The 15,798-nt window shown below is 65.4% G+C and carries 13 protein-coding genes; 5 read left to right on the forward strand and 8 right to left on the reverse strand.

Going from position 1 to position 15,798, the window contains the following annotated elements:
- Positions 1 to 81 precede the first annotated feature (81 nt).
- Complete coding sequence (recX, locus tag C1720_RS05040) at positions 82 to 549, reverse strand: recombination regulator RecX (RefSeq protein WP_102283444.1); 468 nt, start codon at positions 547 to 549, stop codon at positions 82 to 84.
- A 165-nt stretch (positions 550 to 714) separates the two neighbouring features.
- Between recX and yajC the strand changes: the two genes are divergently transcribed.
- The 4 genes from yajC to C1720_RS05060 all read left to right on the forward strand — a co-directional run bounded on the left by yajC (position 715) and on the right by C1720_RS05060 (position 6,460).
- Positions 715 to 1,053 (forward strand): preprotein translocase subunit YajC, encoded by a 339-nt coding sequence (yajC, locus tag C1720_RS05045; RefSeq protein WP_050715293.1) that lies wholly within the window; start codon positions 715 to 717, stop codon positions 1,051 to 1,053.
- Positions 1,054 to 1,154: 101 nt separating this feature from the next.
- Entirely contained in the window at positions 1,155 to 3,047 is a 1,893-nt protein-coding gene (gene secD / locus C1720_RS05050) for a protein translocase subunit SecD (protein ID WP_050715292.1), read from the forward strand.
- A gap of 14 nt (positions 3,048 to 3,061) precedes the next feature.
- Entirely contained in the window at positions 3,062 to 4,009 is a 948-nt protein-coding gene (secF, locus tag C1720_RS05055; protein ID WP_050715291.1) for a protein translocase subunit SecF, read from the forward strand.
- Between the two features lie 42 nt (positions 4,010 to 4,051).
- The gene (locus C1720_RS05060) at positions 4,052 to 6,460 is read left to right on the forward strand and encodes a DUF1631 family protein (RefSeq protein WP_102283445.1); all 2,409 of its coding nucleotides are present in this window, start codon (positions 4,052 to 4,054) and stop codon (positions 6,458 to 6,460) included.
- Positions 6,461 to 6,976: 516 nt separating this feature from the next.
- Here the strand turns inward: C1720_RS05060 and C1720_RS05065 are convergent.
- Positions 6,977 to 7,894, reverse strand: a complete 918-nt coding sequence (locus C1720_RS05065; protein ID WP_102283446.1) for a phosphoribosylaminoimidazolesuccinocarboxamide synthase — start codon at positions 7,892 to 7,894, stop codon at positions 6,977 to 6,979.
- A 165-nt stretch (positions 7,895 to 8,059) separates the two neighbouring features.
- Here C1720_RS05065 and C1720_RS05070 point away from each other — a divergent pair, with 165 nt between their 5' ends.
- The gene (locus C1720_RS05070) at positions 8,060 to 8,545 is read left to right on the forward strand and encodes a hypothetical protein (RefSeq protein WP_102283447.1); all 486 of its coding nucleotides are present in this window, start codon (positions 8,060 to 8,062) and stop codon (positions 8,543 to 8,545) included.
- Between the two features lie 366 nt (positions 8,546 to 8,911).
- On the opposite strand, the gene C1720_RS05075 is transcribed toward C1720_RS05070, so the two are convergent.
- The 6 genes from C1720_RS05075 to sucC form a co-directional block, all read right to left on the reverse strand.
- Complete coding sequence (locus C1720_RS05075; RefSeq protein WP_102283448.1) at positions 8,912 to 11,080, reverse strand: CHASE2 domain-containing protein; 2,169 nt, start codon at positions 11,078 to 11,080, stop codon at positions 8,912 to 8,914.
- Positions 11,081 to 11,309: 229 nt separating this feature from the next.
- Positions 11,310 to 12,005: an FHA domain-containing protein gene (locus tag C1720_RS05080; RefSeq protein ID WP_102283449.1), complete on the reverse strand. Its 696-nt coding sequence runs from the start codon at positions 12,003 to 12,005 to the stop codon at positions 11,310 to 11,312.
- 62 nt (positions 12,006 to 12,067) lie between these two features.
- The gene (locus C1720_RS05085; protein ID WP_102283450.1) at positions 12,068 to 12,877 is read right to left on the reverse strand and encodes a Stp1/IreP family PP2C-type Ser/Thr phosphatase; all 810 of its coding nucleotides are present in this window, start codon (positions 12,875 to 12,877) and stop codon (positions 12,068 to 12,070) included.
- On the reverse strand, positions 12,867 to 13,586 hold the full coding sequence (locus tag C1720_RS05090) for a TerC family protein (protein ID WP_050715284.1): 720 nt from the start codon (positions 13,584 to 13,586) through the stop codon (positions 12,867 to 12,869). Before C1720_RS05090 ends, C1720_RS05085 begins: the two co-directional genes overlap by 11 nt.
- Before the next feature lie 100 nt (positions 13,587 to 13,686).
- Positions 13,687 to 14,580 (reverse strand): succinate--CoA ligase subunit alpha, encoded by an 894-nt coding sequence (gene sucD, locus C1720_RS05095; protein ID WP_050715283.1) that lies wholly within the window; start codon positions 14,578 to 14,580, stop codon positions 13,687 to 13,689.
- 19 nt (positions 14,581 to 14,599) lie between these two features.
- A complete protein-coding gene (gene sucC, locus C1720_RS05100) occupies positions 14,600 to 15,760 on the reverse strand; it encodes an ADP-forming succinate--CoA ligase subunit beta (protein WP_102283451.1) in 1,161 nt (386 codons plus the stop codon).
- Positions 15,761 to 15,798 lie beyond the last annotated feature (38 nt).

A 15,798-nucleotide genomic window follows, 5' to 3' on the forward strand; every position in this document is an offset into this window, starting at 1 on the left:
CGTCTTCATGCTGCTCGGCAAGCGGGCGGCCTGTGGACATCGGACGCGGCGGCTGGTTTTGCGCGCCTGAACTTGCGCGCTTCATTCGCTGAAGTCACTGGAGCTTTCGTCCGCGTCAGGCCAAGCGTTCAGCACGCGGCGCACCACGTCGGCGGCGAAGCCACGGGCTGCCAGAAAGCGGGCTTGCCTGGCGCGGGCGGCGGCATCGGCGGCAGGGGCGCCAAACTTTTTCTGCCAGACGGCGCGGGCGCGCTCCAGCTCGGTGGCGCGCAGCTGCCCGGCAGCTTCGGCCAGCGCTTCGGTGCTCAGGCCCTTGGCGCGCATTTCCTGTAGCACGCGGGCCGCGCCCAGGCGCGGGGCGCGGCGGCGCATGACGGATTCGGCCACGCGCTCTTCGCTGATGAGGCCCTGGGCCGCCAGTTCATTCAGCATCCGGGCCAGTTCGCCCGCTTGCTCCTCATGGCAAGACAGCTTGCGCTCCAGTTCGGCGCGGGAGTGTTCCCGTTGCGACAGCAGGCGCAGGGCGCGCGCTTTGAGGGAAATGGGCATGGATGAAAACGCGGGGCGAAGGCAGGGCGGCCAGCCGGTCTGCCAGAGCCGCCAGAGGGCTGGCTGGAGCAGGGCGGCACATACAATACGCGATTTCGCGCAGGGCCGGCATGGCTGCTGCTCTCGCCTCTGCTTATTCACCCATCATTTTCTGGAGCCTGGCTCATGTTCATCTCAAGCGCCTTCGCGCAAACCGCCCCGGCCGCCGAAGCGGGCGCCAATGCGGCGGCGGCATCGCCTTTTTCGGGCCTGCTGCTGCCGGTGGTGATGCTGGTGGTGCTGTACTTCATCATGATCCGCCCGCAGATGAAAAAGCAAAAAGAAGTGCGCGCCATGCTGGACGCGCTGGCCAAAGGCGATGAGGTGGCCACGGCTGGCGGGCTGCTGGGGCGCATTGTTCAGCTGGGCGACAGCCACCTGACGCTGGAGGTGGCCGATGGCGTGCAGGTGCAGGTGCAGCGCCACGCCGTGGTGCAGGTGCTGCCCAAAGGGTCGCTGAAGTAGGCCGCCTGGCGCGGCGAGCCGCCGGAATCGGCTTGGCCGCCCTTGTTTTCTTCGCCCGCAGCGCCTGTCTGCGGGCTTTTGTGCATCAAAAGACTATTCGCATGAACCGCTACCCGCTCTGGAAATACGCGCTGATTGCCGTGTCGCTGCTCATCAGCGTGATCTACACCTTGCCCAACCTGTATGGCGAAGCGCCTGCGGTGCAGGTGTCCGCAGGCAAGATGACCGTCAAGGTGGATGGCCAGACGCTGGAGCAGGTGGAGAAGGCTTTGCAGGAAGCGGGCATTACCGCTGACAGCGTGGTGTTTGACGGCCAGTCGGTGCGCGCGCGCTTTGATACCGAAGACACGCAGATCAAGGCCAAGGACGTGATTGCACGCGCCCTGGCCGCTGGCAAGGAAGAAGGCGCCTACATCGTGGCGCTCAATCTGGTCTCCCGCTCGCCTGACTGGCTGACGGCGCTGCACGCCAAGCCCATGTATCTGGGGCTGGATTTGCGCGGCGGCGTGCATTTCATGCTCCAGGTAGACATGCGCGCGGCCATCACCAAGCGGCTGGACACCACGGCCAGCGACATTCGCATGCTGCTGCGCCAGAAAGACATCCGCCACGGCGGCGTGAGCCGCTCGGGCGACGCCATTGAAGTGCGCATGCGCGATGCCAACATGCTGGATGCCGCGCGCCGCCAGATCGCGCAGAACCAGCCTCAAATGGATGTGGCGGCCGCGCCGGATGGCTCCCGCCTGACCGTGACCTTCAAGCCTGCGGCGCTGCATGAGGTGCAGGAGCAGGCCATCAAGCAGAACATCACCACGCTGCACAACCGCGTGAACGAGCTGGGCGTGGCCGAGCCGGTGATTCAGCAGCAGGGCGCTGACCGCGTGGTGGTGCAGCTGCCTGGCGTGCAGGACACGGCCAAGGCCAAGGACATTCTGGGCCGCACGGCCACGCTGGAGATGCGCCTGGTGGACGAAAGCGCCGAAGGCCGCGCGGCGGAGGGCGGCACGGGGCCGGTGCCGTTCGGCTCCGAGCGGTTCATGACGCGCGAGGGGCATCCCGTCATCGTCAAGCGGGAAGTCATCCTCACGGGCGACAGCCTGGACAACGCCCAGCCCGGCTTTGACGAAAACCAGCGCCCTTCCGTGGACCTGGTGGTGGACGCCAAGGGCGGCCAGATCATGCGCGACACCAGCCGCCGCAATCTGAAAAAGCGCATGGCCATCGTCCTGTTCGAAAAGGGCAAGGGAGAGGTGCTGACGGCGCCCGTGATCGAGGGCGAGCTGGGCAACCGCTTCCGCATCTCCGGCTCCATGTCGGTGAACGAAGCCAATGACCTGGCGCTGCTGCTGCGCGCCGGTTCGCTGGCCGCGCCGATGGAAATCGTGGAAGAGCGCACCATCGGTCCCAGCCTGGGCAAGGAAAACATCGCCAAAGGCTTCAAGAGCGTGATGTGGGGCTTTGCCGTCATTGTGGTGTTCATGAGCCTGTACTACATGATGTTCGGCGTGTTTTCGAGCATCGCGCTGGCGTTCAACCTGCTGCTGCTGGTGGCCATTCTTTCCATGCTGCAAGCCACGCTCACGCTGCCGGGCATGGCGGCCATGGCGCTGGCGCTGGGCATGGCCATTGACGCCAATGTGCTGATCAACGAGCGCATTCGCGAAGAGTTGCGCAACGGCTCATCGCCGCAGGCGGCCATCAGCGCGGGCTATCAGCATGCCTGGGCCACCATCCTGGACTCCAACGTGACTTCGCTCATCGCCGGCCTGGCGCTGCTGGCCTTTGGCTCCGGCCCGGTGCGGGGCTTTGCCGTGGTGCACTGCATCGGCATTCTGACTTCGATGTTCTCCGGCGTTTTCTTCTCGCGCGGGCTGGTCAATCTCTGGTACGGGCGGCGCAAGCGGCTGAAAACAGTGTCCATCGGCACCGTCTGGCGGCCTGAAACGGCAGGCGCCGCCGGCGCGCTCGCGCCCCGCGAAACCAGCGGGCAATGAAAGGGAGCTGAATCATGGAATTTTTCCGCATCCATCGTGACATCCCGTTCATGCGCCACGCGCTGGTGCTGAACGCCGTTTCCCTGATCACCTTCATTCTGGCGGTGTTCTTTCTGGTGCACAAAGGGCTGCACTTGTCGGTGGAATTCACGGGCGGCACCGTCATGGAGGTGAGCTACCAGCAGGCCGCCGATCTGGAAAAGGCGCGCGAAGCCATCGCCAAGCTGGGCTATGGCGAAGTGCAGGTGCAGAACTTCGGCTCGTCGCGGGACGTGATCATCCGCGTGCCCGTGCACAAGGACGTGAAGCCCGCCGAACAGAGCGCAAAGGTGATGGAGGCGCTCAAGGCCGACGACCCCGGCGTGGAGCTGCGCCGCACGGAATTCGTCGGCCCGCAAGTGGGCAACGAGTTGCTGACGGGCGGGCTGAAGGCGCTGGGCTTCGTCATTCTGGGCATCGTCATCTATCTGTCGGTGCGCTTTGAATGGAAGTACGCCGTGGCCGGCATCATCGCCAACCTGCACGACATGGTGATCATCCTGGGCTTTTTCGCCTTCTTCCAGTGGGAGTTTTCGCTGGCCGTGCTGGCGGCGGTGCTGGCCGTGCTGGGCTATTCGGTGAACGAATCGGTGGTGATCTTTGACCGCATCCGCGAAACCTTCCGCCGCCAGCGCAAGATGAACGCGCACCAGATCATCGACCACGCCATCACATCCACCATCAGCCGCACCATCATCACGCACGCGTCCACGCAAGCCATGGTGCTGTCGATGCTGCTGTTTGGCGGCGAGACGCTGCACAACTTCGCGCTGGCACTGACCATCGGCATCTGTTTTGGCATCTATTCATCGGTATTCGTGGCGGCGGCCATCGCCATGTGGCTGGGCGTCAAGCGCGAAGACCTGGTCAAGTCCCGCAAAGAGCACGATCCCGACGACCCGAACGCTGGCGCCGTGGTGTAAGCCAGCTTCTTCTGGGCAGCCAGGCGAGGCCCAAGAACGCACATGACACCTCCTCCCGCAAATTCCCCGCAGATGCGTCTGGCCCGCCAGACGCGAGAACAGTTTGTCGCGGAGCTGGTCCGCTGGCTGCCGCAACTGGTGGCCACCATGCGAGAGCGCCTGTCCAATGCCATCGACATGCCCGCCAGCATGCAGGAGCAGCGCCTGGCCCTGGATGCGCGCATGGGCTTCGAGCCTCAGCGCGACGTTTGGGAGCGGCAGGTGCGCCAGGCGCTGGAAAAGGCGCTGGCCCAGGCCCAGCCCGCCCCGGCAGCCGCCCCTGCCGGGCTGACGGCTTTTTCGCTGCTGGATGACGAGGTGGTGGAAAACAAGATCATCGCTTCGCGCCTGAGCCTGGCGGCCATCGACAAAAGCGGAGCCGAGCTGAACGACCTGAACGTCCGCATCCAGTTTCTGGAGCAGACGCCTGACATCAGCCCAAAAGACGTGCTGCGCCCGGAGTGCCTGCCAGGCATCCTTATCGAGCAGTGGCGCGCCTGCGACCTTTCGCGCGAAATGTGGAGCGTGGTGCATGAAACCGTGCGGGCCGCGCTGGCGCTGGCGCTGGCGCAGGCTTATCAGAACGCCAACAAATTCCTGATCGAGCGCGGCGTGATGCCGCAAATCAACCTCAAAGCCATGGTGCGCAGAACCGCAGGCGGCCCGCGCACAGGCAGTGCCGGGCTGGGCGGTTCGCCAGATAGCGCGCCCGGCTCCAGCCCGGATTGGAGTGGCGGCTGGCAAGGCGATGCAGCAGGCAATGGCCGGGCCGCCTCAGGCAGCTTCGCGCCAGCGGGCCAGAGCCAGCCCGGCATGGCGCCCGTGCGCCCCACCGACCTGATGCGCGTGGCCGAAGAAACGCGCATGCTCACGGGCGCTGCGCCCATGATGCGCATGCGCGCACGCGCCCAGGGCGTGCTGGGCAAGCTGCGCCGCCTGCTCAGCGACCGCGTCACCGATTTCAGCCACACCCAGCCCATTGAACCCAGCCCCCAGCTGGCGCAGGCGCTCGCGCACCCGCCTTCGCCGCTGGATACGGCGCTGACCCAGCTGGATGGCGCGGCCACTGACCCGTACCGCCCCACCATTGCCGCCCTGCCGCCCGCCGTGCAGGTGCAGCGCGTGGAGCAAGTCGCCAGCCGCCTGCGCCATCAGGCCGCCGAACTCAAGCAGGAAGCGGGCACCAAGAACGAAAAGGCCATCATCGAAATCGTGGCCCTCATGTTCCAGGCCATCCTGGCGGAGGAGCGCATTCCGGCGGGCATCCGCGTGTGGTTCGCGCGCCTGCAAATTCCCGTTTTGCGCCTCGCGCTGGCCGAGCCGGACTTTTTCAGCAACATCGACCACCCCGCCCGCCAGCTGATCGACCGCATGGGCGCTTGCGCCATGGGCTTTGAAGCCGCCAGCGTCAGCAACGCGCGGCTGGAGCGCGAAATCAAGCGCATCGTGCAAGTGATCGAGCAATACCCGGAAACCGGGCGGCGCGTGTTCCAGCTCGTGCTGGACGAATTCAGGAAATTCCTGGCCCAGTTCCTCACCGAAGGCGGCAGCGCCGAGCGCGTGGCCACGCTAGCGCAGCAGGTGGAGCAAAAAGAAGCGCTCGCGGTGCAATACACCATCGAACTCAACAAGATGCTCGCCAATCTGCCCGTGCGAGAAGAGGTGCGCGAATTTCTCTTTCACACCTGGGCCGAAGTGCTCGCCACCGCCTCCGTGCGCCACGGCGCGCAAAGCCGGCAGGCGCTCGAATTCAAGCGCGCCGCGCACGACCTGCTCTGGGCCGTGAGCGCCAAGCCCAACCGCGACGAGCGCGCGCGCGTGCTGCAAAGCCTGCCCGGCCTCATCCAGACGCTGCGCCAGGGCATGAGCGGCCTGGGCATGCCGCAAGACGTGCAGGACCGCCACGTCAAAACCCTGAGCGACGCCGTGACCGAAGCCTTCATGGCCCGCTCCGAAGCCATTTCCGACGAAACCCTGGAGACGCTCAGCCGCAAGCTCAACGCGCTGGAAGACGTGGTCAGCGACGATGCCGTGGGCGACGTCATGCTCGATCCGGGCGCCATCGAACTCATGCTCGGCGTGGACGCGGGCGATCTGATCGTCATCTCATCCGGCGGCTCCATGCCCAGCGCCGCCACCGTGGCCTGGGCGCGCGAGCTGGAGCTGGGCGCGTGGTTTGAAATGGAGCAGGGCGGCAGCCTGGTGCGCGTGCAATACGTCTGGCGCAGCCCGCGCGGGCAGCTGCACATCTTCACCGGCGGCAACAAGAACTACATGGTGCAAACCCGCCGCCTGGCCGCCTGGCTCCAGGCTGGCCTGCTGGCGCTGGTGGAAGACGAAGCCCTCACGGTGCGCGCCACCCGCGACGCCCTGGCCCGGCTGGACGCCCAGCCCGCGCAGCTGCTGTCCTGAAAAGCCGCTCGCGAATCCGCCCGCACGCGGCAAGGTCTTCAACAAACCGCAGGCGCACGGCATTATTTAGCTACTCAATCAATAGCGCGACGTCCTAGTCAAAAGCGCGCAAGGCGGCATTTTCAGCCTCTGAATTTGCTCCTGTTTTTGCGGAGCGGGGCATCACGAAAGCTCCCGCACCGTCTCCATCAAGAGCCTGCTGCGGACTTGCCGCATCGGCGCTTCAGAACCCGCTCACAGCCGTTTGCGGGAACACAAAGGCGGATCAGCCCGTCATCCCGCCTGCCCTGCCCCGCTCCAGAGACTGCCCCGTGCAGCCATCACGCACGTATTCCCGCCACAGATCGTGCTCCAACGGCCCGCTGAACCAAACAGGCCAGGATGTGCGAAGCATGCAGCGCCAAACGCTCCTTTACCAATAGCACGATGTCCTAGTAGACATTACGCAAAGCGGCATTTTTACCCTGCCAAATTTGCTCCTCTTTCTGACCTGCAAGCCGCTTCAGCGGCGCAGCTTCACTCGGCCAGCTCCTGCCCTGTCAGCGCCTTCAGGGCTTCGCGGTAGCGGGCGGCGGTGTTGGCGATGACTTCGGCGGGCAGCTCGGGCGCGGGGGCGTGTTTGGGCCAGGGGCGGCCATCCACCTGGGCCGTTTCCAGCCAGTCGCGCAGATACTGCTTGTCGTAGCTGGGCGGGTTGATGCCTTCGCGGTATTCGGCGGCGGGCCAGTAGCGGGAAGAGTCGGGGGTCAGCACCTCGTCCATCAGCACAACCTGGCCGGTTTCGTCCAGGCCGAATTCAAATTTGGTGTCGGCAATGATGATGCCCTTTTGCAGCGCCAGGGCGGCCGCGCGGGTGTACAGGGCCAGCGAGAAATCGCGAATCTGCGCGGCCACGGACGGCCCGGCGATTTCCACCGTGCGCTCGTAGCTGATGTTTTCGTCATGCTCGCCCACGGCGGCCTTGGCGGCGGGGGTGTAAATGGGCCGGGGCAGTTTGCTGGCGTTTTGCAGGCCCGCCGGCAAGGGCACGCCGCATACGCTTTGGCTTTGACGGTATTCCTGCCAGCCGCTGCCCGCCAGGTAGCCGCGCACCACGGCTTCCACGGCGATGGGCCGCAAGCGCCGCACCAGCATGCTGCGGCCCCGGATTTGCTCCGCTTCGCTGGCGCTGACAACCCTGGCCGGGTCTATGCCCGTGAGATGGTTGGGGCAGATGCCCTTGAGCTGCTCAAACCACCACTGCGCCATTTGCGTGAGCAGCCGCCCCTTGCCGGGGATGGGCTGGCCCATGATGACGTCAAAGGCGCTGATGCGGTCGCTGGCGACCATGAGGATGCGGTCATTGCCAACGGCATAGTTGTCGCGCACCTTGCCGCGCGCGATGAGCGGCAGGCTGGAAAGCTGGCTGGTGAGCAAGGCGGAAGATGAGGGCATGGCGGCAGGCCCCGGGCAGGGCGAAAGTCAGACACAAAAAGCAAAAAAAGCATTGTGCCGCAGCACGTATGCTCCCGCGCTCATCAGTGTCTGGCACTGTTTTTTTGCTAGCGCCCGCCCGCAGCCAGATGGCGGGAGGGCCGATCATTCAGGAGGTTTTGAGCCATGCCAATCCGCCACATCGGAGCTGCCGCGCTGCTGCTGGGCGCTCTCGGCGCCGCCACAGCCCAGGCCGTTTCACCCCAAGCCACGTCAGAAGGTAACAGTGACATGAAAACGTCTTCCGCCGCCACCGCCGCCGCGCCTTTGCGCACCCTGGGCGAATACACCGATCCGCGCGGCATTCGCCGCCTCTACCTGCTGGTTTCGCCCAACTTGAGCGACGCGCAGATCATGACGCTGGCGCAGGCCGTTCACGCCAAGGAGAAAAACGCCTGGCTGTGGCTGCTGGACAGCGACGAAAAAGCCGCCCAGATGATGGAGGCGCTGCCGCGCACGGCCCAGGGCGACATGGCGGGCTACCCGGGCGCCTGGGTGCAGGCGCACACCGTCGCCCACTCGCAGCAGGAGCTGCTGCCCAAAGGAGCCGGCAAGCGCTGGGCCTTGTACAAGGGGCCGTACACCGGCACGCTGCTGGGCGAGCTGCCCTGAGGGCCTGTACGCAGTCCATCCCGCAGGCGCAAAAACGCGCGGATCCGGGCGAGGCCGGAGCAGCCTTGGGCATTGCAAATGCCTCGCCGGACGCGCAAGCAAGCGAGCAACAATCCCGCCTGTGCAGCCCATCCCAATCCACTCTTTGCTCCTTGCGCTCTGGCCGTGGAAAGCGGAAAGAGCCAGCCAGAGTGGACGGGCGAAGAGGCACATTTTTGCTACTCTATTTGTAGCTATAGGTCCTAGTGAAAACTGCGGGGGACGGCGTTTTCACCTGTTTTGATCCGCTCCTGTTTTTGGTGTTTTCCGGCTGGCTGCGCGGCGGCTCGTGAGTGGTTTCTTGCGGCGGTGGCTGCATTTCACTCTTCACACTTGGCAGCGCTCTGCCGCAGGCGGGTTTTCCGCCAGCCGGGCTTGCAGGCGGCTGGCGTAGATGGCGTAAGGCTCGAAGTCGGGGCGGATGGCGCGCAGGGCGTACAGCTTTTGCGCGAAGGGGCGCAGGCGGCTGGCCTGCCAGTCGTCGAGCGCCTGTTGCCACAGGGCCAGCTCCTGCGCGAGCAGCGCGGCGACGGGGCCTGCGGGCGCTCGCGGGGTGTGGATGGTGACTTCTTCCTGGCGGCCGCGCACGGAGATGCGGTCCAGCCGCTGCCAGACGGCTACGTCTTCCGCCTGCGCGCGCGTGGCGTCGCCTGCCAGGATGGTGACGCCCCAGGTGCGCGTCTGCGCTTCCAGCCGGGCGGCCAGATTGACGGCGTCGCCCACGGCGGTGTAGGCGCGGCGCACGTTGGAGCCCATGTCGCCCACGGAGGCCACGCCGGTGTTGATGCCGATGCCCACGCCCAGCGCGGGCAGGCCCATGCAGACGCGCTCGGCGTTGATTTCATGCATGGCCTTGTGCATGGCCAGCGCGGCGGCCACGGCGCGGGCGGCGTGGTTGCTGCTGCGCAGGGGCGCGCCCCAGAAGGCCATGACGCAGTCGCCCATGTATTTGTCGATGGTGCCTTCGTGCTCGCGGATGACTTGCGTCAGGCGCGTGAAGATGCGGTTGAGCAGGGCCTGCAATTGCAGCGGCGCCATCGTCTCCGACAGGCTGGTGAAGCCGCGCATGTCGCAGAACATGACGGTGATTTCCCGCGCCTCGGCCCGCATGGTGTACAGCTCCGGCTGGCTGGCCATGCGTTGCACCAGCTCAGGCGGCACATAGGTGCCAAAGAGGTCAATCAGGCGGCGGCGGGCGCGGCTTTCGATGAAGTAGCCATAGCCCAGATTGAGCATGAGCAGCGCCATCACCACGAACAGTTGCGCGGCCAGCGGCAGGGCCAGCCCTTGGGCGGCGTAGAGCCAGAAGTTGAGCGCGGCCAGCGCCGCCGCCAGCCCCAGGCCCAGCGCCAGCGCGCCTGCCACGCCCAGGGCGGGCAGCAGCAGCGCCAGCAGCAGGCCGCTGGCCAGCAGCAAGGCGGCGTCCAGCACGGGGGCGTAGCCGGGGTGGGCGGGCACGCGGCCATCGAGCATGCCGGAGATGAGGTTGGCGTGCACTTCCACGCCGGGATAGACGGCGCTGACGGGCGTGGCGCGCAAGTCCATCAGGCCCGGCGCCGTAAAGCCCAGCAAAACGATGCGGCCTGCCAGCGCGCCTTCGGGCAGGCTGCCGCGCAGCACGTCCGCCGCCGGGTAGTAGCGAAAAGACCCGCCCCGCGCTCCGCCCGGGCCGCGATAGGGCGCCAGCGCCGCGCCGCTGGCCGTGAGCGGCACTTGCAACGCCTGCCCCGGCCCGCCTCTTGTGTGCGGCAGCCGCAGGCCTTGCAACAGGGGCGGCTCGCCCGCCCACTGAAGCGCTGGCGCGGGCAAGGCCCGCGAAGACGCCTGGGCCACGCCGCCATACAGGTACTGGCGCACCACGGCCAGCGCGAGCGATTCACGCCAGCCGCCATCGACGGCGGCGACCAGCGGCACGGAGCGCACGATGCCGTCGCTATCGACCAGTGCGTTGAAAAAGCCTTGCGGCGCGGCGCTGGCCAGCTTGGCGATGCTGGCTCCGTAGCCATCCCATAGCATGAGGGCGGGCGTGTCCTGCGCCGCCAGCAGCGGCGCGATGGGCGCAGGCAGCGCGCCGCTGCGGTGGCCCTGGCGGTCACTGGTGAGGTAGTAGCCCAGCACGGCGGGCCGGCCTTGCAAGGCGGCGGCAAAGCGCGCGTCGCTTTCTTCGCTGCCGCGCCCGGCTTCGGCAAACACGGCGTCAAAGCCGATGACGCTGGCGCGCTGGCGGCGCAGCACTTCTTCCACCAGCTCTGCCATGCGCTCGCGCGGCCAGGGCCACTGGCCGAGTTCGGCCAGGCTGGCTTCGTCCACATCCACGATGACCACGCGTTCGTCCAGCGTGGCGGGCATGAACAGGCGCAGCCGCGCGTCATACAGCCGCTGGTCGGCCAGCGTCAGCAGGTCCGATTCATGAACGCCCAGCGCGTGCAGCAGGGACAGCGCGAGAACGGCCAGCGCCAAGGCCATGCGCCAGAAGCGGTGGAAGGGCAGGCGCATGGAGCAAGGCTTTCAGCAGCGAAGCGAAGGCTGCGGCGCGCTGGCGAGCAGGCGGCGGGCAGACACGAAATTCGCTCCTTTATCAATAGCAATAGGTCTTAGTGGAATGAGCGCTGATGCCATTTTTGATGCCGCTGATTTCGCTCTTCTTTTTGAATATCTGCACGCTGGCAACCCGCACCCGCCCGTTCTTGGAGAGGCTGCCGCAACGGGTGAAGCGGCGGCAGACTCAACCGTCAATGAACTCCATGCGGATGCCCGCCAGCTCAATGCGGTCATGGTTGCGCAGCATGATGGGGCCGTCATCCAGCGCCACGCCATTGACGGTGGGCACGTATGCGCCTTCCATCAGCGCCAGCTCGAAGCCTTGCGGCTTGCGCGTGATGGAGGCAACTGAAACGCCCGGCTTGCCGATGGTGGTGACTTCCTTGGTGAGCAGCAGCTCGCGCCCCGTGGCCGAGCCGTTGAGCACGCGCACGCGCGGCCCCGCTTTCTTGGGCGCGGCCGGGCGCGAGTCCTGAAAGCCCGTGGCGGCAAAGGCCGATGCCGCGCCAGCCGCCTGCTGGGCTGGCGCTGCGGGTGAAGACGCCGGCTTGGCAGGCGGCGTCTGGGGCATGGACGGCGTGGCCCGGGCGGAGCCGGTGGCGTGGTAATCAATCTTGTAGCGGCCCACCTCGATGCGATCGCGATCGGCCAGCTTCTGGCTTGTGATGCGCGCGCCATTGACATAGGTGCCGTTGGTGCTGTGGCAGTCTTGCAGGATGACGTCGCCGTTTTGCATGAGGATGACGGCGTGCTCGCCGCTGACGGCAAGGTGGTCAATCACGATGTCGTTGTAGGGCCTGCGGCCCAAGGTGGTCCGGTCTTTGGTCAGCTGCGCTTCCTTGACCACCACTCCGTCCACCGAAATCACCAGCTTTGGCATGTATCTTTCTCCTCTGAGGCCCGCTCACGCACGCATGGACTCGCCCTGTTTGGTGCGGATCGTCATTTTCGTTGCAATTTTGAAAGAAATCCTGTTTTTTTTGCCGGCCCGGTAAAGCGGCACAACGCCACTGAAACGTTGTCGCGCCCGCCGTTGGCGTTGGCCTCGTCCACCAGGGCGCGCGCCGCTTCGTGCAGCTCGGCCGACTGGGCCAGCAGGCTGGCCAGGCGGCTGTCGTCCACCATGTCGGTCAGGCCATCGGAGCACAGCAAGATGACGTCGCCCGTGCGTGCGCGCATTTCGCTGACGTCCAGCTGCACCCAGTCTTCCACGCCCAGCGCGCGCGTGACAAAACCGCGAAAGCCCGATTCCGCTGCTTCTTCGGGCGTCATCAGGCCGGCATCCATGCGCTCTTGCAGCAGGGAATGGTCGCGCGTGATGCGCGTGAGTTCGCCGCTGCGCCACAGGTAGGCGCGCGAGTCGCCCACGTGGCCTACGTGCACACAGTCGCCGTGGCATACGGCCATGACCAGCGTGGTGCCCATGCCCAGGCATTCGGCCCGCGTGTGGGCAGCTTCGAAGATGGCGTGATTGGCGCTGGCCACGCTGGCATGCATGGCGCGGGCGATGTCTTCTGGCGCGATTTCGCCGCAGCTTTCGGCCAGCCACTGCGCCAGGGCGCTGGCCACCAGCTCGGTCGCCAGGGCGCTGGCCACTTCGCCTGCGTTGTAGCCGCCCATGCCGTCGGCCAGCACGGCCACGCCCTGCTCGGGGTGGATGACGATGGCGTCTTCATTGTTTTGCCGCACGCGCCCCACGTCGGTGAGAGTGGCGTAGCGCCACAGCGGGCCTGTGCTGGCTTCACTGGGCATGGCAAGCCGCCTTTTTGCCCCTGGCGCGCCGCGCCTTCAGCGCCTGGCCAATGGCCAGCACCAGCAGGGCGCCCGCCGCGCCCAGGGCGTAATGCCAGGACTGTTCCTGCGGAATGAGGTCTTTCAGCATGGGGTCGGTCTGGAACATGCCGCCCGCAATCCAGCCCAGCAGCATGCCGCCCAGCAAGATGATGACGGGGAAGCGGTCCATGAGCTTGAGAACGATCTGGCTGCCCCAGACGATGATGGGAATGCTGACGACGAGGCCGAGAATGACCAGCGCCATCTGGTGCTGCTCGCCCGCATTTTGCGCCGCTCCGGCAATGGCGATGACGTTGTCGATGCTCATGACCAGATCGGCCACGATCACGGTTTTGACGGCGCTCCAGAGCTTGTCGCTGGCCTGGATGTTGCCGTGCGCGTCTTCGTCGTGCGGCGTGATGAGCTTCACGCCAATCCATATCAGCAAAGCAGCGCCGGCTATTTTGAGAAAAGGCACTTTCAGCAGCGAGATGGCAAAGGCAATGAGCGCCACACGCAGCAAAATGGCGCCCGCCGTGCCCCAGAGAATGCCCTTGAGCCGCTGGTTTTCAGGCAATTGGCGGCAGGCCAGCGCAATGACGACGGCGTTGTCCCCGCCCAGCAGGATGTCGATCAGGATGATCTGGCCCACGGCCACCCAGAAATGGGCTGTCAGGAACTCTTCCACGGTCGCGCGTCTTTCTCAAGTGCATGAAAAAGCCGGATTATCCCGAAGGAGAATCCGGCTTGCCGGTCTGGCTGGCGGCGCCCTTCATGGGGCGCGCGCTTCAGAGCAGGCTTTTGAGCAGCTTGCCCATTTCAGACGGGTTGCGCGTGACCTTGAAGCCGCACTCTTCCAGAATGGCGAGCTTGGCGTTGGCCGTGTCAGCGCCGCCGGAAATCAGCGCGCCGGCATGCCCCATGCGCTTGCCCGCAGGCGCGGTGACGCCAGCAATGAAGCCCACCACGGGCTTTTTCATGTGCTGCTTGCACCAGCGGGCGGCATCGGCTTCGTCGGGGCCGCCGATTTCGCCGATCATGATGACGGCGTCGGTGTCCGGGTCGTCATTGAAGGCCTTCATCACGTCAATGTGCTTGAGGCCGTTGATCGGGTCGCCGCCAATGCCCACGGCGGAAGACTGGCCAATGCCCAGCTCGGTGAGCTGCGCCACGGCCTCATAGGTCAGTGTGCCGGAGCGGCTGACAACGCCGACGCGGCCTTTTTTGTGAATGTGGCCGGGCATGATGCCGATCTTGATTTCTTCCGGCGTGATGATGCCGGGGCAGTTGGGGCCGAGCAGCAGCGTTTTCTTGCCGCCGGCGGCTTCCTTGGCGCGCATCTTGCTGCGCACTTCCAGCATGTCTTTGACGGGAATGCCTTCGGTGATGCAGATGACGAAGTCCAGATCGGCCTCCACGGCTTCCCAGATGGCGGCGGCAGCGCCTGCGGGCGGCACGTAGATCACGCTCACGGTGGCGCCGGTTTGCTGGGCGGCTTCCTTGACGGTGGCGTAGATGGGCACGTCAAAAATCTTTTCGCCGGCTTTTTTCGGGTTCACGCCCGCCACGAAGCAGTGCTTGCCATTGGCGTATTCAATGCACTTTTCCGTGTGGAACTGCCCGGTCTTGCCGGTAATGCCCTGGGTGATGACTTTGGTGTCTTTATTGACGTAAATCGACATGTGTGGCTCCGGGGCTGGTTTACTTGACGGCGGCGACGATCTTGGTGGCCGCATCGGCCATGGTGTCGGCCGAGATGATGGGCAGCTTCGAGTCGGCCAGGATTTTCTTGCCTTCTTCTTCAAAGGTGCCTTTCATGCGCACCACCAGCGGCACTTGCAGATTGACGGCCTTGCAGGCGGCCACCACGCCTGTGGCGATGGTGTCGCAGCGCATGATGCCGCCGAAGATATTGACCAGAATGCCCTTGACCTTGGGGTTCTTGAGCATGATCTTGAAGGCTTCGGTCACTTTTTCGGTGGTGGCGCCGCCGCCCACGTCCAGGAAGTTGGCCGGCTCGCCGCCGAAGAGCTTGATGGTGTCCATCGTCGCCATGGCCAGGCCCGCGCCATTGACCATGCAGCCGATGTTGCCGTCCAGGCTGATGTAGGAGAGGTCGAACTTGCTGGCTTCCAGCTCGGCCGGGTCTTCTTCGTCCAGATCGCGCAGGGCCACGATTTCGGGGTGGCGGAACAGCGCGTTGCTGTCGAAGTTGAATTTGGCGTCCAGCGCGATGATGTTGCCCTTGCTGTCGCGGTTCAGCGGGTTGATTTCAACGAGCGAGGCGTCCGTGTCCATGTAGCACTTGTAGAGCTTCTTGCACACGTCGATGAACTGGGGCACGCTGCCTTCGGGCATGTTCACGCCTTTGGCCAGCTCCTGGCCTTGCGCGTCGGTCAGGCCCGTCAGCGGATCGACGAAGACCTTGACGATCTTCTCGGGGTGGCTGTGCGCCACTTCTTCAATGTTCATGCCGCCTTCGCTGCTGGCGATGATGGCCACCTTCTGCGAAGCGCGGTCGGTCAGCACTGACAGGTAATACTCTTTCTGGATGTCCGCGCCTTCTTCAATGTAGAGGCGGCGCACTTTCTGGCCTTCGGGGCCGGTCTGGTGCGTCTTGAGCTGCATGCCCAGAATCTGGCCGGCCAGCGTCTTGACTTCATCCAGCGTCTTGGCCACTTTCACGCCGCCGCCCTTGCCACGGCCGCCTGCGTGAATTTGCGCCTTGACCACCCACACGGGGCCGCCCAGCTTTTGCGCAGCCTCAACCGCTTCCTGCACGGTAAAAGCGGGAATGCCGCGCGGCACAGGCACGCCGAAGCTGCGCAGAATCTCCTTGCCTTGGTACTCGTGAATCTTCATGGATTTCCTCTGTGAAAAGAGAAGCAGACCGGAGGGCC

Origin of the sequence: Ottowia massiliensis (assembly GCF_900240305.1) — a bacterium.
Lineage (GTDB): Bacteria > Pseudomonadota > Gammaproteobacteria > Burkholderiales > Burkholderiaceae_C > Ottowia > Ottowia massiliensis.

What these genes read in the sequence shown, in the direction of transcription:
- recX (WP_102283444.1), bottom strand. Translation starts at nt 549, where the DNA reads ATGCCCATTTCCCTCAAAGCGCGCGCCCTGCGCCTGCTGTCGCAACGG.
- yajC (WP_050715293.1), top strand. Translation starts at nt 715, where the DNA reads ATGTTCATCTCAAGCGCCTTCGCGCAAACCGCCCCGGCCGCCGAAGCG.
- secD (WP_050715292.1), top strand. Translation starts at nt 1,155, where the DNA reads ATGAACCGCTACCCGCTCTGGAAATACGCGCTGATTGCCGTGTCGCTG.
- secF (WP_050715291.1), top strand. Translation starts at nt 3,062, where the DNA reads ATGGAATTTTTCCGCATCCATCGTGACATCCCGTTCATGCGCCACGCG.
- C1720_RS05060 (WP_102283445.1), top strand. Translation starts at nt 4,052, where the DNA reads ATGACACCTCCTCCCGCAAATTCCCCGCAGATGCGTCTGGCCCGCCAG.
- C1720_RS05065 (WP_102283446.1), bottom strand. Translation starts at nt 7,894, where the DNA reads ATGCCCTCATCTTCCGCCTTGCTCACCAGCCAGCTTTCCAGCCTGCCG.
- C1720_RS05070 (WP_102283447.1), top strand. Translation starts at nt 8,060, where the DNA reads ATGCCAATCCGCCACATCGGAGCTGCCGCGCTGCTGCTGGGCGCTCTC.
- C1720_RS05075 (WP_102283448.1), bottom strand. Translation starts at nt 11,080, where the DNA reads ATGCGCCTGCCCTTCCACCGCTTCTGGCGCATGGCCTTGGCGCTGGCC.
- C1720_RS05080 (WP_102283449.1), bottom strand. Translation starts at nt 12,005, where the DNA reads ATGCCAAAGCTGGTGATTTCGGTGGACGGAGTGGTGGTCAAGGAAGCG.
- C1720_RS05085 (WP_102283450.1), bottom strand. Translation starts at nt 12,877, where the DNA reads ATGCCCAGTGAAGCCAGCACAGGCCCGCTGTGGCGCTACGCCACTCTC.
- sucD (WP_050715283.1), bottom strand. Translation starts at nt 14,580, where the DNA reads ATGTCGATTTACGTCAATAAAGACACCAAAGTCATCACCCAGGGCATT.
- sucC (WP_102283451.1), bottom strand. Translation starts at nt 15,760, where the DNA reads ATGAAGATTCACGAGTACCAAGGCAAGGAGATTCTGCGCAGCTTCGGC.